General features: G+C 68.0%; 18 protein-coding genes and 2 pseudogenes. 7 read left to right on the top strand and 13 right to left on the bottom strand.

The window, feature by feature from the left end; all coding sequences use genetic code 11:
* Positions 1–9 precede the first annotated feature (9 nt).
* Positions 10–1,152 (top strand): annotated as a pseudogene (locus tag ACLBWX_RS21705) (IS3 family transposase).
* A 38-nt stretch (positions 1,153–1,190) separates the two neighbouring features.
* Here ACLBWX_RS21705 and ACLBWX_RS21700 read toward each other — a convergent pair.
* The 11 genes and pseudogenes from ACLBWX_RS21700 to ACLBWX_RS21650 form a co-directional block, all read right to left on the bottom strand.
* Positions 1,191–2,405: pseudogene (locus ACLBWX_RS21700) on the bottom strand (FUSC family protein); the annotation flags it as partial.
* Positions 2,402–2,875: a MarR family winged helix-turn-helix transcriptional regulator gene (locus ACLBWX_RS21695; protein WP_447679034.1), complete on the bottom strand. Its 474-nt coding sequence runs from the start codon at positions 2,873–2,875 to the stop codon at positions 2,402–2,404. The pseudogene ACLBWX_RS21700 and the gene ACLBWX_RS21695, both read right to left, overlap by 4 nt.
* Before the next feature lie 154 nt (positions 2,876–3,029).
* Positions 3,030–3,371, bottom strand: coding sequence for a monovalent cation/H(+) antiporter subunit G (mnhG, locus tag ACLBWX_RS21690; RefSeq protein WP_447679033.1), 342 nt, complete (start codon positions 3,369–3,371; stop codon positions 3,030–3,032).
* Entirely contained in the window at positions 3,368–3,652 is a 285-nt protein-coding gene (locus ACLBWX_RS21685; RefSeq protein WP_447679032.1) for a K+/H+ antiporter subunit F, read from the bottom strand. The genes mnhG and ACLBWX_RS21685 overlap by 4 nt, the downstream gene beginning before the upstream one ends.
* Positions 3,649–4,137 carry a Na+/H+ antiporter subunit E gene (locus ACLBWX_RS21680; RefSeq protein ID WP_447679031.1) on the bottom strand — a complete coding sequence of 163 codons (489 nt, stop codon included), beginning with the start codon at positions 4,135–4,137 and terminating at the stop codon, positions 3,649–3,651. Before ACLBWX_RS21680 ends, ACLBWX_RS21685 begins: the two co-directional genes overlap by 4 nt.
* Entirely contained in the window at positions 4,134–5,741 is a 1,608-nt protein-coding gene (locus tag ACLBWX_RS21675) for a monovalent cation/H+ antiporter subunit D (RefSeq protein WP_447679030.1), read from the bottom strand. The genes ACLBWX_RS21680 and ACLBWX_RS21675 overlap by 4 nt, the downstream gene beginning before the upstream one ends.
* Positions 5,742–5,787: 46 nt before the next feature.
* Positions 5,788–6,156: a Na+/H+ antiporter subunit C gene (locus ACLBWX_RS21670; protein ID WP_447679029.1), complete on the bottom strand. Its 369-nt coding sequence runs from the start codon at positions 6,154–6,156 to the stop codon at positions 5,788–5,790.
* Positions 6,156–9,089 (bottom strand): monovalent cation/H+ antiporter subunit A, encoded by a 2,934-nt coding sequence (locus tag ACLBWX_RS21665; protein ID WP_447679028.1) that lies wholly within the window; start codon positions 9,087–9,089, stop codon positions 6,156–6,158. The genes ACLBWX_RS21670 and ACLBWX_RS21665 overlap by 1 nt, the downstream gene beginning before the upstream one ends.
* Before the next feature lie 546 nt (positions 9,090–9,635).
* Entirely contained in the window at positions 9,636–9,920 is a 285-nt protein-coding gene (locus ACLBWX_RS21660) for a hypothetical protein (protein ID WP_447679027.1), read from the bottom strand.
* Positions 9,921–9,982: 62 nt separating this feature from the next.
* Positions 9,983–10,120 (bottom strand): hypothetical protein, encoded by a 138-nt coding sequence (locus ACLBWX_RS21655; protein WP_447679026.1) that lies wholly within the window; start codon positions 10,118–10,120, stop codon positions 9,983–9,985.
* Positions 10,121–10,122: 2 nt separating this feature from the next.
* Positions 10,123–10,581 carry a hypothetical protein gene (locus tag ACLBWX_RS21650; protein WP_447679035.1) on the bottom strand — a complete coding sequence of 153 codons (459 nt, stop codon included), beginning with the start codon at positions 10,579–10,581 and terminating at the stop codon, positions 10,123–10,125.
* 807 nt (positions 10,582–11,388) lie between these two features.
* Between ACLBWX_RS21650 and ACLBWX_RS21645 the strand changes: the two genes are divergently transcribed.
* From ACLBWX_RS21645 to ACLBWX_RS21620, 6 genes are all read left to right on the top strand, one after another.
* Entirely contained in the window at positions 11,389–12,378 is a 990-nt protein-coding gene (locus ACLBWX_RS21645) for an AraC family transcriptional regulator (protein WP_447679025.1), read from the top strand.
* The gene (locus ACLBWX_RS21640) at positions 12,354–12,917 is read left to right on the top strand and encodes a hypothetical protein (RefSeq protein ID WP_447679024.1); all 564 of its coding nucleotides are present in this window, start codon (positions 12,354–12,356) and stop codon (positions 12,915–12,917) included. Before ACLBWX_RS21645 ends, ACLBWX_RS21640 begins: the two co-directional genes overlap by 25 nt.
* Positions 12,918–13,385: 468 nt before the next feature.
* Positions 13,386–13,775 (top strand): hypothetical protein, encoded by a 390-nt coding sequence (locus tag ACLBWX_RS21635; protein WP_447679023.1) that lies wholly within the window; start codon positions 13,386–13,388, stop codon positions 13,773–13,775.
* A 115-nt stretch (positions 13,776–13,890) separates the two neighbouring features.
* Complete coding sequence (locus ACLBWX_RS21630) at positions 13,891–14,307, top strand: hypothetical protein (RefSeq protein WP_447679022.1); 417 nt, start codon at positions 13,891–13,893, stop codon at positions 14,305–14,307.
* Positions 14,308–14,398: 91 nt separating this feature from the next.
* Positions 14,399–16,078 (top strand): aspartate-alanine antiporter, encoded by a 1,680-nt coding sequence (gene aspT, locus ACLBWX_RS21625; protein WP_447679021.1) that lies wholly within the window; start codon positions 14,399–14,401, stop codon positions 16,076–16,078.
* Between the two features lie 23 nt (positions 16,079–16,101).
* Entirely contained in the window at positions 16,102–17,748 is a 1,647-nt protein-coding gene (locus ACLBWX_RS21620; RefSeq protein ID WP_447679020.1) for a bifunctional aspartate transaminase/aspartate 4-decarboxylase, read from the top strand.
* Between the two features lie 211 nt (positions 17,749–17,959).
* Here ACLBWX_RS21620 and ACLBWX_RS21615 read toward each other — a convergent pair whose 3' ends face one another.
* Together ACLBWX_RS21615 and ACLBWX_RS21610 are read right to left on the bottom strand one after the other, a co-directional pair.
* Positions 17,960–19,627: a SulP family inorganic anion transporter gene (locus ACLBWX_RS21615; protein ID WP_447679019.1), complete on the bottom strand. Its 1,668-nt coding sequence runs from the start codon at positions 19,625–19,627 to the stop codon at positions 17,960–17,962.
* Positions 19,628–19,704: 77 nt separating this feature from the next.
* Positions 19,705–20,643, bottom strand: a complete 939-nt coding sequence (locus tag ACLBWX_RS21610) for an IS481 family transposase (protein WP_447676926.1) — start codon at positions 20,641–20,643, stop codon at positions 19,705–19,707.
* Between the last annotated feature and the right edge of the window lie 85 nt (positions 20,644–20,728).

The raw sequence follows: 20,728 nt of genomic DNA, 5'->3' as shown, positions 1-20,728 counted from the left end.
GAGCTGGACATGAAGCGAGGTCAGAAGACGGGTGCGGAGCAGGTGGTGCTGAAGCTGCGCCAGATCGAGGTGCAGACGGCGCAGGGTAAGAGTTTGGCGATAGCGTGCCGGGAGGCGGAGATCTCCGAGCAAAGCTGCTATCGCTGGCGCAAGGAGTACGGCGGCCTGCAGATCGACCAGGCCCGTCGGATGAAGGATCTGGAGCGCGAGAACGCTCGATTGCGCCGGCTCGTGGCTGATTTGTCCCTGGAGAAGCAGGTGCTGGCGGACGTCGCCGCGGGAAACTCGTAGCCCCGGAGCGACGCCGGCGGGCGGTCGACGGCATCAGAGAGAAGCATGGTCTCTCAGAACGCCATGCCTGCCGGATCGTCGGCCAGCACCGGGGCACGCAACGCTACGTGCCCACGGTACCGGCTGACGAGGATGCGCTGACCCGCGCCATCGTCGCCCTGGCGTCTTCGTCACGGACGCTACGGCTACCGCCGCGTCACCGCGCTGCTGCAGGCAGCGGGCTGGCAGGTAGGGAAAGACCGGGTTCAGCGGATCTGGCGTCGTGAGGGGCTCAAGGTTCCGCAAAAGCATCGGCCGCGAAGCCGGCTGTGGTTGAACGATGGCTCCTGCGTACGGCTGCGGCCTCTCCATCGCAATCACGTCTGGAGCTTCGACTTCGTGCAGGGCCAGACCCACGACGGGCGAAGCCTGCGCATCCTGACGCTGATCGACGAGCACAGTCGCGCCTGCCTGGCGCTGAAGGTCGCGAGGCGCATCAACAGTCTGGGTGTGATCGAGGCGCTGGCCGACGCGATGTGCCTGCATGGCATCCCGGAGAACATCCGCTGCGACAACGGCCCGGAGATGATCGCGAAGGCTTTGCGGAAATGGGTCGCCAAAACCGGCCAGCAGATCCAGTACATTGCACCAGGATCGCCGTGGGAGAATGGCTATTGTGAGAGCTTCAATGGCAAGCTGAAGGACGAGTGCATACGCCAAGAAATCTTCTACTCGCTCAAGGAGGCACAGACCGTGATTGGGATCTGGCAGAACACCTACAACCGCGTTCGCCCGCATTCGTCCTTGGGCTACCGGCCGCCCGCGCCTGTCACCGTCCCGGACCTGGCCTTCCGGCTACCCATGGCCGCCACCATGCAGTAGCCTCTCAATCGGCTCGCTCCAAAATACCGGTCAGGTCAGTCCTGGGCGGCGAAGAAGCTGCAGCCCACCGCCGCCATCATCGGGGCGGCCGAGCCGTGCGGCCATCCGGTCGCGATCCAGATCGCGCAGGTGACCAGGATGGTCAGGAACACGCCCACCGCCGAGAGGAGCGCCATGCCGTGGTCGCGGTGGCGGATCGTGCGCGCCGCCGCCGTGTACCGGAAGGTCAGGTCCTCGGTGACCGGCGTCCCGTCCGCGATGTGACGCTGCAGGATGCGCGCGTCCTGGCGCAGGTCGATGAAGTCGCGCAGGCGCGCCAGCAGGCTCGCCAGGACCAGGGCCTCCCAGGACGGCCGCGCCCCGAGCCCCGGTTCGAGGGCATCGGCGGCGGCCTTCAGGCGGTCGGCTCGCGCCTGCTCGGTCGTGCCTGAGCCGAGCCACGCGGCCAGATCATCGAGGAGGGAGCGCAGGCGCCGCGGCAGGGGGCCTGCGCGTTCCAGCGTCTCGATGCGGTCCGCGATCGCGGAAGCGATGGGGAGGAACATCAGCATGTGCTGGCGGAGCGTCGCCATCGCTTCGGCCGAACGCTCCGCCCCGGTCAGGTCGTAGCGCAGGGGCGTCGCCAGGGCGTCGAACGCGACCGCGTCCGAGGCGAGCTTCAACCGCGTCGCCTGCGTGTCCTTCGTCGAGCGGGCGCGCCCGAGGACCTCGATGACCCAGTTGCGCGCATCGCGCAGCCAGAGGTCGAGCCGGCCGGTGATCGCCGGCGCCACGGATTGCGGCAGCACCACCGTGTTGACGAGGCCGGCGCAGAGGATGCCGAGGGTGATCTCCTCGGCGCGCGCCACCGCGGTGTCGAACATCGTCCCCGGGTCGCCGACGGACGGGAACCCGATCAGGGCCGCCGTGTAGCCGCCGAGCATCATGACGTAGCTGCGCGGGGTCCGGTCGAGCAGGGAGAAGTACAGGCAGATCGCGACCCACAGCGCGATGGCCAGGGTCAGGAGCTCCGGTGCGGTCACGAGGTTCGGCACGAGGGCGACCGTCACGACGGCCCCGAGCAGGGTGCCGAGCACCCGGTAGAGTGCCTTCGAGCGGGTGGCACCGGCGAGGACCTGACTGGTGATGTAGACGGTGCCGAGCGCCCAATAGGGGTTCGGCAGGTCGATCCAGAACGCCAGGAACAGGGCCAGCATGCCGGCGCCGAAGGTCTTCAGAGAAAAGGCCCAGTCGCGCCAGCCCGGCAGGGTCATTCCGCGGCCTCCCCGGGAGGAGCCCGACCGGATGAGGCCTTGGCAGCGAAGTCCTGCACCGTTTGGAAAACCCGCAGACTCGCCTCCAGGTCGGCGGGGTCGACGTCCGCGAACATCGCCGCGCGCAAGCGGTCGAGCTCGACCTCCATCGCGGCGACGACCCCCTTCCCCTCCGCGGTGAGGCTCAGCACCTTCGCGCGCCGGTCGCTCGGGTCCTCGGTGCGGACCACCAGCCCGGCCTTCTCGAGCTGGTCGAGCAGGCGCACGAGCGACGGCCCCTCGATGCCGACCGCCTCGGCCAGGGCGTGCTGGCGCGGCGCGTCCCCCATCCGCGCGATCATCACCAGCGGAAGCGCCTTCGCCTCCGAGATCCCGTGCCGTTCCGCGACCGTGTCGGCCACGCGACGCCACTGGCGTCCCGTGAGGATCAGGGTGTGGGAATAGGCTTGGCTGAGTTCGCGCAGGTCCATCTCGTCGCCTCGTGGCAACCTGACCGGAACGATCCGCCGGATGGCGCGCCAATAAATAGTAAGCTATCTATGAGCGCGCAAATTTCAAGTCCGAGGCTGGCCCGCCGGCCGTTGCGCGCACCTGGGCCCCCGATGCGCACGAGTTTTCCTCCACTCAGAGCTCCGGCGGGGCGTCAGACGCATTTTCGTTGCGGTCACGATGCGCGGCGGCCCGTGCGAGCAACAGCAGCGTGACCGGCGTCGACACGGTGAGGAACACCCCGATCAGGGCGTCGCGCAGGACGAGCCGCCCCTCGATCAGCGACAGGAGCAGCATGGAACTGATGAGGATCAGGGCCATGCCCAGCGTCGCCCCGAGGGTCGGCGCGTGGACGCGCTCGTAGAAGGTCCGCAGGCGGATGAGGCCGAGGGCTCCGGTCAGCGCGAAAGCGGCTCCGACGACCGCCAGGGTGACCACCAGCCAGGCGGCCCAGAGCGGTAGCTCCGCGCCGCTCATTGGATCACCTCGCCCTGCATCAGGAACTTCGCCAGCGCCACGGTGGCGGTGAAGCCGATCATGCCGAGGATCAGGGCCGCCTCGAAGTAGAGGCCGCTGCCGGTGCGCATGCCGTGGACCACGATCGCCAGCATGCCGTTGAGGTAGAGGGTGTCGAGCCCGAGGATGCGGTCCTGCGCGCGCGGACCGCGCAGCATGCGCCACGCGGCGAGCGCCATCGCCAGCACCAGCATGCCCTGGGCGAGGCCGAGCCCCCAGTCGAGAACGACGATGGCGTTCATGCGAAGACCTCCATCAGGGGGCGCTCGTAGCGGTCCTTCACCCGCCGCACCCATTCGTCGCCGTCCGTATAGTCGAGCACGTGCAGGAGCAGGCAGCCGGCCTGCGAATCGTACTGCACCCACAACGTGCCGGGGGTGCCGGTGAGGATGATCGACAGGACGGCGATGCCGAAGGGCTCGCGCAGGTCGAGGGGGATCGACACGAAGCCGGTGCGCCGCGCGCCGCGGCGCAGCCCGAGGATGATCCGGGCGACGTCGATGTTCGACCGGACCATGTCGTAGAGGACGACGACGGCGAGGCGCGCGAGGGTGCCCGGCGCGCGCACGTGCACGGCGCGGGGCTGCAACGCCCGCATCACGGCGGGGACCGACAGCCCGACGAGGAGCGCCAGAACGGCGCTGCCGGGTGTCGGCGGCGCGTTCAGCAGGAGCCAGGTCAGGGTGAGTCCGAGCGTCAGCAGCGGGTAGGGCAGGAACCGGCTCATGTGCCCGCGCCTCCCCGCGCCGCGCCCAGGACGGCGCGGACGTAATCCTGCGGTTGGGCCAGCCAGTGGACGGTGGCGTCAGCATAGGCGAGGGCCGGGCCGCCCCAGAGGGCGAGGGCCAGGCAGGCCGCCAGCAATCCGGTGAGCGCCAGGAATTCGGACGGGCGCAGCACCGGCGGCGGGTCGTCGCTGGGAACCCAGAGGTTCTGGATGCCGAGCCGTACCAGCGGCGCCAGGGTCCCGAAGCTGGAGAGCGTCAGGGTGGCGATCAGCCACCAGGCCGAGGCCGTGATCGGGCCGGCGGCCAATCCGGTGAACATCGCGAGCTTGCCGACGAACCCGGCCAGCGGCGGAATGCCGGCGAGCATCAGTGTGCAGAGGAGAAAGCCGCCGCCCAGCAATGCGACCGCCGCTGGAAACGTCCGGCCGATCTCGATCGCGTCGGCGTCGTCGAAGGGGTCGCGGTACTCGTCGGCGAAGACCGCCTGCTGGGCCTGCCCCGGAGCGCGGCCGCGCTGCAGGATCTCGGCCAGGAGGAACAGGGCGCCGGCCGCCAGCGTCGATCCGGCGAGATAGTACAGGGCGCCCGCGAGCGCCGCGGCGCTGCCGGTGCCCAGCACCGCCAGCATCGTGCCGGACGAGATCATCACGGCGTAGCCCGCGGCCCGGGTGAGTTCGCGCGCGGCCAGGATCCCGAGGGTGCCGTAGGCCATCGTGGCGAGCCCGGCCGCGAGGATCCAGGTCTGGCCGAAGCCTGCGGACAGGCCGGAACCGAACAGGAGCAGGCTCAGGCGGATCACCACGTAGATGCCGACCTTGCTCAGGATGGCGAGGATCGCGGCCGCGGGCGCGCTCGCCGCCGCGTAGGTGGTCGGGAGCCAGAAGCCGAGGGGCCAGGCGCTGCACTTGATCAGGAAGGCGATGCCGAGCACGGCGCAGCCGATCTCGAACAGGGCCAGTTCGGCCGCCGCCGGGGCCGCGAGCCGCCGGGCGAGGTCCGCCATGTTGAGCGTACCCATGGTTCCGTAGATCAGGCTGACGCCCACGAGGAAGAACAGCGAGGCGACGAGGTTCACGGCGATGTAGCCGAGACCGGCCCGGATCCGCGCCTCGCCCGAGCCGTGCAGGACGAGGCCGTAGGAGGCCGCCAGCATCACCTCGAAGAAGACGAACAGGTTGAAGAGGTCGCCGGTGAGGAAGGCCCCGTTCACGCCCATCAGGAGCAGCAGGAACAGGCCGTGGAAGCGGGGCCCGGCCCGGCCCCAGCGGGCGAAGGAGAAGACGAGGGTGCACAGGCCGAGCACGCTCGCCAGCACCAGCATCAGCGCCGAAAGCCGGTCGGCCACCAAGACGATGCCGTAGGGAGCGTCCCAGTTGCCGAGGCGATAGACGTGTGCCGCCGCATCGGCGCGCAGGGCCAGCGCCAGGGCGATGCCGACCAGGAGGAGCATCGTGACGAGGCTGAGCGCCGATTTCAGCCGTAGCCGCCGCTCGTCCAACAGGAACATCGCCCCGGCGACGGCGATCGGCAGCACGACCGGCAGCACCACGAGGTGGTCCGACCAGGCGGTCTCGGCGGTGGTGGTCAGGACGGAAGGGGTCATCGGCAACGGATCATCAGGGGGGAACGCATCCTGCTGGGTAAGCGCATCACGGGTGCGGACTCCCGGGCTGCGGCTCGGCCTGGGAGGGCTCGCGGCCATCCACGTGGTCGCTGCCGGTGATGCCGCGGGCGGCCAGCAGGACGACGAGGAAGAGCGCCGTCAGCGCGAAGCCGATCACCAGAGCGGTGAGGACCAGGGCCTGCGGGACCGGGTCGTCGACGGAGACCACCTCGGCGCCGGCCCCGAGCACCGGCGGCGCCCCGACCGTCAGCCGCCCCATGGCGAAGATGAAGAGGTTCACGGCGTAGCTCAGGAGCGAGATGCCGAGGGCGACCTGGAAGGTGCGCGGACGCAGCATCAGCCAGATGCCCGAGGCGGCGAAGACGCCGATGCCCAGCGACAGGACGAGTTCCATCAGGCCGGCTCCCTCTCGGCGGTGCGCTCCGCCTCGGCTTCGGCCGCCCGCGTCCGGCGCACGGACTGGTGTGCCAGGGCGACGATCATCAGCGCGCTCGCGCCCACCACCAGGACCATGATCCCGAGGTCGAACACCAGGGCGCTCGCGACCGGCACCTTCCCGAGCAGCGGCGGCTCCCAATAGGCGAAGTAGGCGGTGAGGAACGGTCGCCCGAACAGCCACGACCCCGCGCCGGCCAGGACGGAGACCAGCAGGCCGATGCCGATCCAGGCGATCGGCCGGATGCGCAGGCGCGCCTCCACCCACTCGGCGCCCTGGGCCATGTATTGCAGCACGAAGGCGATGGTCAGCGCGATGCCGCCCGCGAAGCCCCCGCCGGGCAGGTCGTGTCCCCGCAGGAACAGGTGCAGGGCGAGCAGGACGATGAAGGGGAACAGCCAGGTCATCACCACGCGCGGAACGAGCAGGGCATCCGCGGCGGTGTCGCCGGGACTGCGGCCGGCCCGCGCCGCGTCGTAGGCATCGTGGCTGACCTGCTGCTTGGGCCGCTCCAGGCTGTCCGAGGCAGGGCGGAAGCGGCGCAGCAGCGCGAACACCGTGAGCCCGACGATGCCGAGCACGCAGATCTCGCCCAGGGTGTCGAACGCGCGGAAATCGACCAGCAGGACGTTGACCACGTTGCGCCCGCCCGCCCGCGGATAGGCCTCCTCGACGAACCAGCGCGCGATGCCGTCGACCGCCGGCCGGGTCATCACCGCGTAGGACAGGCCGGCGAGGCCGAGGCCGGCGAAGGCTGCGATGCAGAGGTCGACGAGGCGCCGCCGCCGGGCCTGCGCCGCCTCGGAGATCGGCGCCGGGATGGCCGCGTCGCGCTTGGGCAGCCAGCGCAAGCCCAGGAGGAGCATCACCGTGGTGACGATCTCGACCAGGATCTGCGTGACAGCGAGGTCGGGCGCCGAGAGCCAGAGGAAGGTCAGGCTGCTCACGAGCCCGGCGCCGCCGACGAAGATCGCGGCGGAGAGGCGGTGATACTTCGCCCGTTCCGCCGCCCCGACGGCGCAGGCCGCGCCCACCAGCCACATCAGCGCGAAGGCGGGGTCGAAATCCGTGCTCTTGCCCGGCGCGAACAGATCGAGCTCCCGCCCGACGCCCGCCACCATGGCGGCCAGGAGCACGGTCAGGAAGAGGATGCGTAACTGCACCTGGAGGCGCTCGCTGCCCAGATGCCCCTCCAGTCGGCGGGCCGCGGTCACGAGGCCGGTCATCGACCGCTCGAACAGCCAGCCGCCGTCGAGGCGGTCCATCAGCCAGGGGCCGCCACGGGGATTGGCGTTGATCCGCCGCCCAAACGCGACGTAGAGCGCGACGCCGCCGACGAGCGCCACGACGCTCAGGGCCAGCGGCGCGTTGAATCCGTGCCAGATCGCGAGGTCGTAGTCCGGCGTCCGTGCGCCGAGGACCGACCGGACCGCCCCCGAAAGAGCGGGCCCGATGGTGAAGTTCGGCACGAGGCCGATGGCGATGCAGACCAGGACGAGCAGTTCGATCGGGATGCGCATCCACCGGACCGGCTCGTGGGGCACGTGCGGCAGGTCGTGGGGAGCGGGCCCGAAGAAGGTCTGGCGGATGAAGCGCACCGAGTAGAGCATGGTGAAGGCGCTCGCCAGGGTCGCCAGGACGGGCAGGGCGAGGTTCAGCCAGTGCTCGCCCGCATTGTCGACCGCCTCGGCCAGGAACATCTCCTTCGAGAGGAAGCCGTTGAGGAGGGGCACGCCCGCCATCGCGGCGGCGGCCACCATCGCCAGCGTCGCCGTGTAGGGCATCGCCCGCCACAATCCGCTGAGGCGGCGCATGTCCCGCGTGCCCGTCTCGTGGTCGATGATCCCGGCCGCCATGAAGAGCGAGGCCTTGAAGGTCGCGTGGTTCACGGTGTGGAAGATCGCCGCCACGACGGCGAGGGGGGAATCGAGGCCGAGCAGGAGGGTGATCAGCCCGAGATGGCTGATCGTGGAGTAGGCGAGCAGGCCCTTGAGGTCGTGCTGGAAGATCGCGCTCCAGGCCCCGACCAGCATCGTCGCCATGCCGGCGGTGCCGACGATCCAGTACCAGCTCTCGGTGCCGGCCAGCACGGGCCAGAACCGGATCATCAGGAAGATGCCGGCCTTCACCATCGTGGCGGAATGCAGGTACGCGCTGATCGGCGTCGGGGCCGCCATCGCGCGCGGCAGCCAGATGTGGAAGGGGAACTGTGCCGACTTGGTGAGGGCGCCCGCGAGCACCAGAATCAGGGCGGGGAGGTAGAGCGGGCTGGACCGGATCGTGTCGCCCGAGGCCAGGACCACCGCGAGATCGTAGCTCCCGACGATCTGCCCGATCAGCACCATGCCGACGAACAGGCAGAGCCCGCCGGCCGCCGTGATGGTCAGGGCCATCCGCGCCCCGTCGCGGGCGGACGCGTTGTCGGTCCAATACCCGATCAGCAGGAAGGACACGATGCTCGTCAGTTCCCAGAACACGACGAGCTGGATCAGATTGCCCGAGAGCACGATGCCCAGCATCGCGCCGACGAAGGCGAGGAGATAGCTGAAGAGGCGCGGGACCGGATCTTCGGCGGCCATGTAATAGCGGGCGTACAGGACGACGAGCGCGCCGATCCCGAGTACGAGGATCGCGAACAGCCAGGCCAAGCCATCGAGCCGCAGGACGAACTGGACGCCGAGCGTCGGCAGCCACTCGACCGCCCAGACGACGCTGCTGCCGGGCGCGGACACGGCCGGGTAGAGAAGCCCGATGCAGGTCAGGCACATCACCAGGATGGAGCCGGCCAGGATCGCGGCGGCGTTGCGCGCATGTCCGGGCAGACCGATCACGGCCGCGCTGCCGAGGAAGGGAAGGATCGCGGCGACGGCGAGGAGGAGTTGAGGCGGCATCAGCTCGGGCGATGAGAGGAACGGGCGGACAGGCACAACCGTGAGAATGGCCAGAGGCGCCATTCCGCAAATGAGGACGCGCCAGCGCACGTCACCCCGCTATAGCCTCCAAGGGCTCCGGTTGCGAGAGTTAGCCGAGCGGCGGAGGCCAGACCGGGAAGGCGGCGGCTTCGGTTCGACCGGAACCGGCACATCGGAACGAAGGACGCCCCTGGGAGCCGTGGCGAGGTCACCGTCGCCCCGTTCTCCGCCTGCCGCAGGGCGAAGGCGGTCTGTTCCTTCGTGAAGCGTTTGCGAGGCATGGCCTCCACCCGCCCTCAGGGTTCAGGATGCCCGAAAACCTTGCGCTCAGCGTGGACCGGTTTGCTGGGTCAGGGTCACCGGGTGGTCGAGCACACCTTCGGCTGGTCCAGCCGCCGGGTGGACTCTTGCGTGAACGCGCCGGCCGCCTCGAGGTCGCGACCGGCCGCCGCACCTGCATGGCCTGCCTCATGGCCGCCGATGCGTTGAACAATCCCGCCGAACCGCGCGCCCTCGCACAGGCTCTCAGTTCACGCGATGGCAGGTCGAGGTGGTCTCGGCCGTGCCGCGCATCCCGCCCGCCGGCCTCGGCTCGCAGACCACGTGCTTGCCGCCCCGCTCCAGGGTGAAGCTCGGACCGGAGGCGGAGACGATGCGGTGACCGCCGTTGAGGAGCGCGCTCATCGGCTCCTCCACCGGTACCCAGATCGTGGCCGGGCGCGGCGGCGCGGCGGGCGCCTCGGCGAAGGCGGGTCCGGCCGCGAGGACCAGCACTGCGAGGAAGACGTCGGGAAACAGGGATCGGCGCATCGGGTATCCGCCTGATCGGGGACGGGCTTCCGGCCCGTTCGAGCCATCCTGGGGTCAGGGCGTCACCACGGCGAGGTCGGCCGCCGGCAGCCGGAGACCGCCAGGGTCAGGCTGTCGTAAATGCCGGACCGCGCCACCGGTTCGGCCGCCGCCCCGCCCGCGGCGAGCAGGAGTGCGAGGCCCGGGGCCGTTCCCCGCACGGTCAGAGGTTCTTCTCCAGCACCTTCACCACGGCCTCGACCCGGTCCTTGAAGTCGGCCACGTTGGCGAATGGCCGCCAATTCACGTCGAGGACCCCGCCGGAGAACGTGAGGCCGTTGGGGTAGTTCGAGGCGGGGGCGGTCTTCTCGTCGAAGCGGACGCGGATGGTCTTGAGCTTTTGCGCCAGGGCCTCGCGGCCCATGGTGTCCTTAGCCACCTCCTTCAGACCGGCGGCGATGGGCTCGAAGATGGTCTTTCCGAAATATCCCTCGTCCGCGTAATACTTGGCGTCGCCTGGGATCGTGAGGTCGTCCCAAGCCACCTCCACCGGCACGGCGAAGCCCGCCGCCTCCTGAATCGCCTTTTCCTGCGCGGGGTAGCGGTCCTGGCGGTAGGCCGCGATCGCCCGGCGCTCGGCGAGGCCGATCGTCGGCTCGGCCCGCGCGGCGGGCACGGACAGCCCCGCCGGATGCGCTCGACCGAACGCGATGGTATGAAAGCACCCGCTTCATCAACGGCCAGCGCGTCACACCGCATCGTCCACAAGGACTGCCGGACACGAACAGCCTGCGGGAGATCGACGTCCTGCGGGAACTCGGTGTTCCCTACGCCCGGTACCTCGCCCTTTGCGACGCCCTCGAACGCCTCGGGCTCGGCGGGTTCACCCGCGGTCCGGAGAGCGAGATCAGCCTGGACGAACCGATCCCGGATGGCACGCCCTTCGTGTACCGAGCGGACGATGTGTTTCCGGGCGTCTCCGGGATGGAGAGCGACCGCCGCCTCGCGCCGAAGTGGTTCTACGTCACGCGAGGCTGAGGTCCGCTCGACGGACGTCGCGTTCCCCGGCCTCCTGAATCGAAGGGCGCGCGGCATCCGCCGTGGCGATGGTCCCCGTCTCGAGCAGAGCCGCGAACACGATCATCGGCACGGCCCGGGCCTCGACCCTGGGCCTTTGCAAAATTGGGCATCGGTCGGCCCGAAGACAACTTCTATTCGGATTTGCAAATAGAAATTTTACCAGAGATAGTAATCGTATGTTAGAAAATAAGAATTTACTCTATGCGCTCTATTCATACGCTTCGAAATATTGTCCCATTCGATCAAGCCGTTCAATCTGGATCTGATTTAACTGTCGCGCTTACGCTGAATCGGCGTGCAAACAGGGGTGGTCATGTCCTCTTCTGTGATAATAAGCTCCCTTGGCGCCGCATATCGGTCGGTGGGAGCCGGTGGCGTCGAAACGAGCGAAGAGCCGCGTCCAGTTCCCTTGAGCCGTCCGGGGGTCGGGGCAGCGATCGACCGCACCCTTCGCGATCTCGGTGCCGATCCGGTCGGCCTGCTTGCCGAGCTGAGGCTTGATCCCAGCCTTCTCGACGGCGGGGAGCTCGTCCCGTATGCGGATCTCGGCCGCCTGATCAGCCTTGGGGCCGGCCGGACAAAGTGTCCTCACCTCGGGCTCCTCGTCGGCCAGTGCGACACTCTGGAGTCCATGGGGCAACTCGGTCTGCTGATGCGCCACTCGGGCAGCGTCGGCGATGCCCTGCGGGCTCTCGAAGCACATGCCGGCATCCAGAACTGGGGCGCGGTGATCGGGCTTGGCTCCAACGGCGGTGTCACCGTCCTCAGCTACGCCCCCTATGATCCGGAAGCCGGAAGCGCTGCTATTCATTCCGAGAGAGCGCTCGCCACACTGACCAACGTCCTTCGCGCATTGTGTGGAGCGGATTGGACACTGGAGGAAGTTCTGCTGCCTCGCTCCAGGCCACGCGACACGAGTCCCTATGAACACTTCTTCCGGGCACCGGTCCGGTTCGATCAGGACGTGGCTGCCATCGCGTTCTCGGACAGATCCCTGGAGAAGCCTATCGTCGGTGCAGACCCGAATGCCCGCCAGCGGGCAGAGCACCGCATTCGTGAACTCGAGGCCAAACAGTCTTCCAATCTGACCGATGAGCTTCGCCGATACCTTCGGATTCAGGTGACACGGCAGCGCTGCAAGGCGGAGCGCGTCGCGCGCGCGCAACTTGTGAACCGCCGCACCTTGAGCCGCCACTTGCAGGCGGAGGGCACGAGCTTCCGGCGCCTTGCCAACGAGGCGCAATTCCAGGTGGCGCAGCAGCTTCTCGTCGATACCACTCTGGCGTTGGGGCAGATTTCCGCTGCCCTCGACTTCTCCGAGCCTGCCGCCTTCACGCACGCCTTTCGCCGCTGGTCGGGCATGACGCCGAGCGCATGGCGGAAGGCGAACCGCCCGTAAACGGACCTGAGTTGTCCGCAGGACAATCCTGTCTGCGCAGCGTCGCCTCGGCTGCTGTTCCGATCGGACACGTGGAGGATCTCGCGATGGGGACGGCTCGTCTCATGGGGACCGCAGCTTTGGGGTTGAGCCTTGCGGCTTCGCCCGCAATCCCTGGAACGCCGGTGGCGGGGAGCGGTCTCTCTGCCTACCAGGGTGCCTGGGTGCTGGAGGGGCGTGACTGCGGAACCGTCTATGCGCCCGCTGGCAAGGGGTCCGCCGGCAAGGGGTCCGCCGGCAAGAGTGCCTCGTTCAAGAAGCCGATCGACATCTTTGCGCCGGCCTTCATCATCGCAGGCAAGCGCCTGAGAACGCCATTGGCCACGTGCAGCATCAAGGCACTTCGACCGAGCGGCGATCGCAACCTGCTTGTTCTCGACTGTGCGAACGCCGTTGCGGCGCAAGAGGTCAGAGTTCACCTGAGCCCTCAGCCGAACGGCGCTCTCAAGCGGTATTACCATGCCGAAGATCCGACGGGGATCGATTACCGGCGCTGTTGAGGGATCAGCTCCGCAGCCTGCCGATGGACGGCGCATGCGCAGCCGCCCGGAAGCCCTCTCCGACGACCGGCCTTCCTGGTGGGGGCGGGACCTGACACGCCTTCGTCCGATTCCCGCGCGGTTGCCCCGGGATGTCTGACGAGGCCCTTCGTGCCCTCCGACCGGGGCGCCAGCGACACCGTTGACGCGCTTCGTCACCCACCGTCGATGCAAGTGCCGACGCCAGCAATCTTTCCTAGATCGTCGCTCGATTGTTTCCGGCAGCGCCCAAGTTGTCTCGATTGATCAAGCGGGAATCGTTCTCGGTGTATACGATACTGACATGGCGCAATTCCCGCCTCTGCATTGATAATCATTCGCATTTCTAAGACGAACCCGATCTGGTTCACGCCAACGGACCTGGTGTCTGCTTGCGGGATCAGATGTCCTTACGCTTCCGTCCGAATTTTTGGGCAAGGAGACAGGCACATGAAAACAGTGTTTCTCACCTCTGCGGCGATCGCCACCCTGATCATGACGAGTGTCGTGGCCGATGCACGCGGCTTTCGCGGCGGCGGCGGCGGATTCCGCGGCGGTGGTTTTCATGGCGGTGGTTTTCACGGTGGGCGTGGCGCCGGCTTTCGGGGCGGCTATCGCGGCGGCGTGGCCGGCGGGTATCATCGTGGCCACGGCCGCTACGGCTACGCAAACCGCGGCTACGGCTATCGCGGTTACGGCTATCGCGGCTACGGCCTGGCCGCTGTCGGGGTCGGCGCCGCCGCTGCCGCGACCGCCGCAGGCTATTACGGCTCGTCCTATGGCGGCTGCGGGCGCTACGCCTACTACGATGCCAATGCGGGTGGCTGCGTCCCCTACTGAGGGGCGTTCCAGCTGACCTCACGCCGAATCCGGCCAAGACGCCCAACCTGATCCGGCCAGGCCGAGGACGACCCGTCCTCGGCAGGAGCAGTCCCACGCGCTTCAGGTGCACCCCATGATCGACAGGATCGCCGTTCCCCTCGTCCTGAGTGCATGCCTTGCCCTACCCGCGCTCGCGCAGTCGCAGCAGGTCGGGCAGCGGTCACCGATGCTCATCCACGGCAACTACTGCGGCATGGGCAACAATGCGCCGGAGCCGCCCATCGATGCCCTCGATGCGGCCTGCGCGCGGCACGACGCCTGCACACCCGCGAACGGCCTTCCCGCGAGGGCGTGCAACATCCGGCTTGGACGCGAAGCCGAGCTGATTTCGCGCGATCCGCGCCAGCCGGACGATCTGCGTGCGCTTGCGGGCTTCATCTCCGCCGGCGCCGTGGTCCTGCCGTACGACCCCATCGTCCACGCGCCGGCATCGGTGCGCGCCATCGGGTATCGGACCGGCCCCTATTATCCCGTCTACGATCCGGATTGAGATCGCGCCAAAGCATCGGCGCAACCTTTGGTGCGTCTGAAGACAAAAACCCGGAAGAACGACTTCCGATCTCATCTTGGGGGGATCTGCCATGATCGACTGGTTCGTCGGGGCATTGCGCCTGTACCCGGAATTGGCGATTTTCCTGTCCTTGGCCATCGGCTTCTCGATCGGGCCCATCAAGATCGCCGGCTTCAGCCTCGGAAACGTCACGGCGACCCTGCTGGCCGCGGTCGCCATCGGGCAGATCGGCATCACGATCTCGCCCAACGTCAAGTCCGCCTTCTTCATTCTGTTCATCTTCGCCATCGGGTACGGCGTCGGTCCTCAATTCATGAGCGGACTCACGAAGGAGGGCCCGAAACAGATCGGCTTCTCCCTCGTCGTGCTCGCGCTGTGCTTGGTCGTCCCGATCCTGTGCGCGCGCGTCGCGGGGCTCGATCTCGGATATACGGCCGGCCTCTACGCAGGATCCCAAACCATCTCGGCGTCGATCGGCGTCGCCTCCGAACAGATTTCGCGCCTCGGACTCTCACCCGAGCAGGTGAAGACTTACAACGATCAGATCCCGATCGGGTATGCGGTCACCTACATCTTCGGCACGATCGGCTCGGCGATCATTCTGGCTCAGATCGGCCCGAAGCTCATCGGAGTGGATCTCGCCAAGGCGTGCAGAGACTACGAAGCCGAGCTGGGCGGCGCTGGCAGTACGGAACCGGGCCTCACCTCGGCCTACCGCCAGATCGAGATGCGCGCCTACCGCATCGGCGACGACCGCAGCATCGTGGGGCTCCCGGTCAAGCAGATCTGGCCCGACCTGCGGGTCTTCGTCGAGCGCCTGCGGCGCGGATCGGAGATCATCGAGACGGACGGGGGCACCGTGCTGCAGGCCAACGACGTCGTCGCCATCTCGGGGCGCCGGGCCAACCTCGTGGAGCGGATCAGCCCGCTGTTCGAGGAGGTGCAGGACCGGGAACTGCTCGACGTTCCGGCAGAGGTCGTCGACGTCTTCGTGACCAACCGGAAGGTCGGCGGCCAGACGCTGCGAGCGCTTTCCGAGTGCGATTGGGCGCGCGGTGTCTACCTGCGCAAGCTCACCCGCAACATGGTCGAGATCCCGGTCCTGCCGGGCACGCAGGTGCTGCGCGGCGACATCCTCACCCTGGTCGGCGGTCGGCGTCACGTGGAAGCGGCGATCCAGCACCTCGGCTACCCGGACCGGGCGATCGAGACCACCGACGTGGCCTTCCTCGGCGCCGGCATCGTCCTCGGTGGCCTGGTGGGTGCCCTGAGCTACAAGATCGGAGGGATTCCGATCAGCTTGTCCACGTCAGGCGGCGCGTTGCTGGCGGGCTTGGTGCTCGGCTGGCTGCGGACGATCCGCCCGGTCTTCGGCCGCATCCCGGGGCCCGCACTCTGGCTCATGAACACCCTGGGCCTCAACGTGTTCATCGCCGTCGTCGGCATCACCGCCGGGCCGGGATTCGTGGCAGGCCTCAGGGAGGTCGGCTTCAGCCTGTTCCTGTGGGGCGCCGTCGCGACCTCGGTCCCGATGATCCTGGCGGTCTACATCGGTCGGTACGTGTTCAAGTTCCACCCGGCCATCCTCTTCGGCGCCTGCGCGGGCGCGCGGACGACGACGGCGGCCCTGGGCATGATCCAGGAAGCCGCGAAGAGCAAGATTCCGGCGCTGGGCTACGGGATGCCCTACGCGGTCGGCAACACCGTGCTGACGATCTACGGGATGGTCATCGTGATCCTCAGTTCTTGACAGGAAAACGAAGGAGAAATTCGATGGTGGACGTCCTTCATCTCAAAAGCTTCGAGTCTCTCAGTCCGTTCGAAATCAAGGATGAGCTGATCAATCTTGCCAAGTCGACATCGAGGCGAACGCAATCGGCTTTTCTGAACGCCGGCCGTGGCAATCCCAACTGGATCGCCACCACGGCCCGGGAGGGCTTCTTCCTCCTCGGTCAGTTTGCGGTCACCGAGAGCCGGCGGACGATGCAGCATCCGGCGGGGCTCGCCGGCATGCCCCAGGCCGCCGGAATCGCCGACCGCTTGGCTTCCTGGCTCGAACACCATCCCGACCTGCCGGGCGCGCCCTTTCTGTCCGAGATGGTCCCCCATGCGGTCAAGGCGTTCGGCTTCGACGCGGATGCCTTCGTGCACGAACTCGTCGATTCGATCATCGGCGACAATTATCCGGTGCCGGACCGTATGCTGGTCCACAACGAGCGGATCGTACACGAATACCTCATGTGGGCGATGTGCGGAAAGAAGAAGCCCGCCGGAAAATTCGACCTCTACGCGGTCGAGGGCGGGACGGCGGCGATGTGCTATCTGTTCAAGTCACTCAAGGCCAACCGCCTGTTGAATCCCGGGGACACCATCGCCCTCGGCACGCCGATCTTCACGCCCTACCTGGAGATGACGCACCTCGAGGATTACGCCCTCAAGGTCGTGCACATCCGGGCACCGCAGGAGAACAAGTTCCAGTTCACCGATGCGGAGATCGAGAAGCTGCTCGACCCCAAGGTGAAAGCCTTCTTCGTGGTCAACCCGGGCAATCCGACCGGCATCGCGCTCAGCAAGGAAACGGTCGCGAAAATCGCCAAACTGGTGAAGACGAAACGGCCCGACCTGATGATCTTGACCGACGACGTCTACGGAACCTTCGTCGATGATTTCCAATCGCTGATGGCCGAGCTGCCGCACAATACAATTGGCGTTTACTCCTACTCGAAGTACTTCGGCTGCACGGGATGGCGCCTCGGTGTCATCGCCGTCCATGAGGACAACCTGTTCGACAAGAAAATCGCGAGACTTCCGGCCGACAAGGTCACGGCCCTCGACCGACGGTATGGACCCCTGACGCTCGAGCCGAGGAAGCTGAAGTTCATCGATCGCATCGTGGCCGACAGCCGCGACGTCGCGCTCAACCACACGGCAGGCCTCTCGCTGCCGCAGCAGGTGATGATGAGCCTCTTCTCGGTGGCCGAACTGATGGACGACCGCAAAGCGTATCAGGGCGCGTGCCGGGAGATCGTCAACCGGCGTGCCCGCTTGTTGATCGACAGCTTGGGTCTCAAGCTGACGCCCAATGCGAACTTCGATGCCTATTATGGCCTCATCGACTTCGAGTTCTGGGCCCGGAAGAACATCGGCGACGACGCCGTCGAGTATCTGAAGAAGAACGTTCATCCCCTCGACCTCGCGTTCCGCCTGGCCGAGGTCCATGGGATCGTTCTGCTCAACGGCGGCGGCTTCGAGGCACCGAACTGGTCGTTGCGCGTCTCCCTCGCGAACCTGCCCGATGAGGTCTACGAGGATATCGGCAGGGGCGTCCGGGCCGTGGCCCGCGGCTACCGGGATGCCTACCACGCAAGCAAGCCCGTGACGGCCGATCGAAAGACGGTCGAGCCCGTGCCGGCTGAGTAGGGGAGGGCGCCGCTCTGCGCCGCGTGACGTCGGCGCAGGCCGAGGGCGCGGGGCGCGGGGCGCAGGTCCCCCGTGGCGGGCGGCCGGGCCGCGCGGCACATCTCTTCGCGGCGCATCCCTTCGCGGTTCATCTCTTCGCGGTTCATGCCCCGAGCCGGTCCCGGAGGGGAAGCCTCTCGTGAAGCGGCGTTGTCCGTGACGGACAGGCCCGTCAGGCGTGCGCCGCCGTCCCCTGGAGGGCCTCGTAGCGTGCGATGGCCGCGCGCGCGTTGAAGAGCAGGCGCTCCGGTCCGAGTTCCCGATCCAGACCCACGCGCTTGACCACGTCGAGGACGCCCGGATTGAGGCCGACGAGCCAGACCGTGACGTCCGTCCGGCGCGTACCCTCCTGGAGCATCTGCAGCGCCGTATACTCGATGTCGGGCACCCGGCTGAGATCGAGGGCGACGACGCGCGGCGCATGCTCGGCGATCAGGGTACGGATCCGGTCGGCCACGTTCTGCGCGTTGGCGAAGTACAGGCGTCCTTCCGGGCGGAGAATGAGAAGCCCCTCGAAGGTCTCGTCGTCCGGGTGGTCGGGCGACCGCGGACGCAGGACGTCGGCGCCGCGCTTCCGGCCGATGATCGAGATCCGCGGTTGGGCCGTCTGGAGGGCGAGCCCGATGAACGAGAGAACGATGGCGACGACGATTCCCTGAAGCGTCCCGAAGACGAGGACGCCGAACGCGGCCGTGATGGACCAGCGGAATTCCATGCGCCGGACCCTGAAGATGGCCGCGAACTCCGCCGGCTGGATGAGGCCGACCGAGTAGACGATCACGAGGGCGGCAAGCGTTGCCTGCGGCATCAGCCCGAGGACCGGGGCCAGGAACAGCATGGTGGCGAGGGCTGCCGCCGCCATCACGTGGGAGGCCGCCTGCGTCCGCCCTCCGGCGGCCCGTACGACGCCGGTCTGCGACGTGCCGCCGCCGGCCGGCATGGCCCCCAGCAACGCACCCGCCAGGTTCGCCGCTCCCGTGGCGGCGGCCTCGCGATTGGCGTCGAGGGGGGGATCGCCCGGGGCAGCGAAGGTCCGCCCGGCCGCGATGCTCTCGGTGAAGCTCATCAGGGCGATGCCCAGCGCCCCCGGCAACAGCGTCCGGATCAGGCTCGGATCGGGCAGGACCAGGGCGGGAATGCCCTGCGGGATGGTCCCGACGGTCGAGACCCCCCATGCGCCGAGACCCAGCAGCCACGATGCGGCGATGGCCGCCGCGATCGTGATCAGCGGCGCCGGCGCCTGCGGCGCGAGCCGCTTCAGGCCCACGAGCAGGGTCAAGGTCGCCCCGGCGACCGCAAGGGTCGGCAGGGAGGTTTCGAGACCGTGTCGCGCGAGGCTGAGGAGGTCGGGGAAGAAGGATTGCTTCACGATGTGCAACCCGAAGAGCTTGGGCGCCTGATCCAGCAGGATCACGAGCCCGATCCCGGCCTTGAATCCCGTCAGGACCGGCAGGGAAATGAAGCTGGCCACGAAGCCGAGCTTGAGGAGGCGTGCCGTCACGAGCAACGCGCCGACGAGGGCCGTGAGCGTCGCCGTCGCGGTCAGAAGCCTTTCGGGATCGGCATCCTGCACCACGCTGCCGAGTTCGGCCCCCGTCAGGATGGCCAGCGTCGTCGTCGACGTCACGCTGAGCACCCGGGATGAGCCGAGCAGCCCGTAGATGATCGGCGGCAGAAAGGCGGTGTAGAGGCCGACCGCCACGGGCAGGCCGGCCACCGTCGCGTAGGCCATCGCCTTCGGCAGCACGACGGCCGCGGCGGTCATGCCCGCCACGACATCGAAGCGGAGGTCGGTCGGCGCCTCTCCCTGCGGGGACCGCACCGTCGATCCGAGGCCCATCGCGTGCGCTCCTTCCCCCGTCCGGCGTGAACCGCCCTGCCTCCCTCATGGGGGCGGCACCGTCCGGAAGACCCGGCCTAGGTGTCGTTGCCCAGAAGGTTGTTCAGCCTTTGCCAGGGTGTCTGTCGGCTGAGGGCGGAGTGGGTTCGGCTGGTGTTGTAGTGGTCGATCCCGGGGCTCATGGCGCGTATCCGCTCGGCGGACGAGGCGTAGGGCTCGGCGTAGATCCATTCGCGCAGCGAGGTCTGGATGAAGCGCTCGGCCTTGCCGTTGGTGCGCGGCGTGTAGGGCCGCGTCCGAACGTGGCGCAGGCCGGCCTCGGCGAGCAGATCGCGGAAGGCATGGCTGCGGTAGGCCGAGCCGTTGTCGCTCATCACGCGCTCGACGGTGACGCCGTGCCGGGCAAAGAACGCCAGCGCCTCGTTCATGAAGGTCAGCGCGCTCTGCTTGGTCTCGTCGGGCAGGACCGCCGTGTAGGCAAGACGCGAGGCGTCGTCGATGGCGACATGCAGGGCCTCCCAACCGATGCCGCGCCGGCCATCGCGCCGGTTGCCGGTGATGCGGTGACCGACGCCCTCGATCCGGCCGAGCTTCTTCGTGTCGATGTGGATGAGTTCGCCCGGCCTCTCGCGCTGGTAGCGGATGACCGGCGGTCGGGCTTCGAGCGCGCTGAGACGGCCGAGGCCCAGGCCGCGCAGGACTCGGCCGACGGTGGAACGTGGCAGGGCCAGGCGCTCGGCGATGACCTGACCCGTCAGCCGCGTGCGCCGCAGAGCCTCGACCTGCGTGCGGATCACGGGCGTGACACGCACCTTCGGTCGGAGGGGCGCCGAGCTTCTGTCGCGAAGCGCCCCCGCGCCACCCGCCCGAAAGCGGGCCAGCCACTTGTAGGCTGAGCGCTCGCTGAGGCCGGCGGCCTGCGCCGCCTCGGCCACGCGCCAGCCTTCGACCAGGATCCGGTTCACCAGGAGGGCTCGACCATGGACCGTCATGCGGGCATGCTGATGCGTGTTCATCCGGGGCGCTCGGTCAGGGTTGGTCGGCTTCGCAACCCCAGCCTCTCACCCCCGCCTCGGGTGAACAACCTTCATAGCTTCGACA

The organism is Methylobacterium sp. M6A4_1b, from assembly GCF_053345175.1.
The sequence above is the reverse complement of the archived record's forward strand: the minus strand, read 5'-3'. Positions and strand labels throughout refer to the sequence as shown.

Bases quoted from the DNA above. Each gene is read 5' to 3' on its own strand.
- ACLBWX_RS21695 (WP_447679034.1), bottom strand. From the start codon at position 2,875: ATGGACCTGCGCGAACTCAGCCAAGCCTATTCCCACACCCTGATCCTC.
- mnhG (WP_447679033.1), bottom strand. From the start codon at position 3,371: ATGAGCGGCGCGGAGCTACCGCTCTGGGCCGCCTGGCTGGTGGTCACC.
- ACLBWX_RS21685 (WP_447679032.1), bottom strand. From the start codon at position 3,652: ATGAACGCCATCGTCGTTCTCGACTGGGGGCTCGGCCTCGCCCAGGGC.
- ACLBWX_RS21680 (WP_447679031.1), bottom strand. From the start codon at position 4,137: ATGAGCCGGTTCCTGCCCTACCCGCTGCTGACGCTCGGACTCACCCTG.
- ACLBWX_RS21675 (WP_447679030.1), bottom strand. From the start codon at position 5,741: ATGACCCCTTCCGTCCTGACCACCACCGCCGAGACCGCCTGGTCGGAC.
- ACLBWX_RS21670 (WP_447679029.1), bottom strand. From the start codon at position 6,156: ATGGAACTCGTCCTGTCGCTGGGCATCGGCGTCTTCGCCGCCTCGGGC.
- ACLBWX_RS21665 (WP_447679028.1), bottom strand. From the start codon at position 9,089: ATGCCGCCTCAACTCCTCCTCGCCGTCGCCGCGATCCTTCCCTTCCTC.
- ACLBWX_RS21660 (WP_447679027.1), bottom strand. From the start codon at position 9,920: ATGCGCCGATCCCTGTTTCCCGACGTCTTCCTCGCAGTGCTGGTCCTC.
- ACLBWX_RS21640 (WP_447679024.1), top strand. From the start codon at position 12,354: ATGGCGGAAGGCGAACCGCCCGTAAACGGACCTGAGTTGTCCGCAGGA.
- ACLBWX_RS21635 (WP_447679023.1), top strand. From the start codon at position 13,386: ATGAAAACAGTGTTTCTCACCTCTGCGGCGATCGCCACCCTGATCATG.
- ACLBWX_RS21630 (WP_447679022.1), top strand. From the start codon at position 13,891: ATGATCGACAGGATCGCCGTTCCCCTCGTCCTGAGTGCATGCCTTGCC.
- aspT (WP_447679021.1), top strand. From the start codon at position 14,399: ATGATCGACTGGTTCGTCGGGGCATTGCGCCTGTACCCGGAATTGGCG.
- ACLBWX_RS21620 (WP_447679020.1), top strand. From the start codon at position 16,102: ATGGTGGACGTCCTTCATCTCAAAAGCTTCGAGTCTCTCAGTCCGTTC.
- ACLBWX_RS21615 (WP_447679019.1), bottom strand. From the start codon at position 19,627: ATGGGCCTCGGATCGACGGTGCGGTCCCCGCAGGGAGAGGCGCCGACC.
- ACLBWX_RS21610 (WP_447676926.1), bottom strand. From the start codon at position 20,643: ATGAACACGCATCAGCATGCCCGCATGACGGTCCATGGTCGAGCCCTC.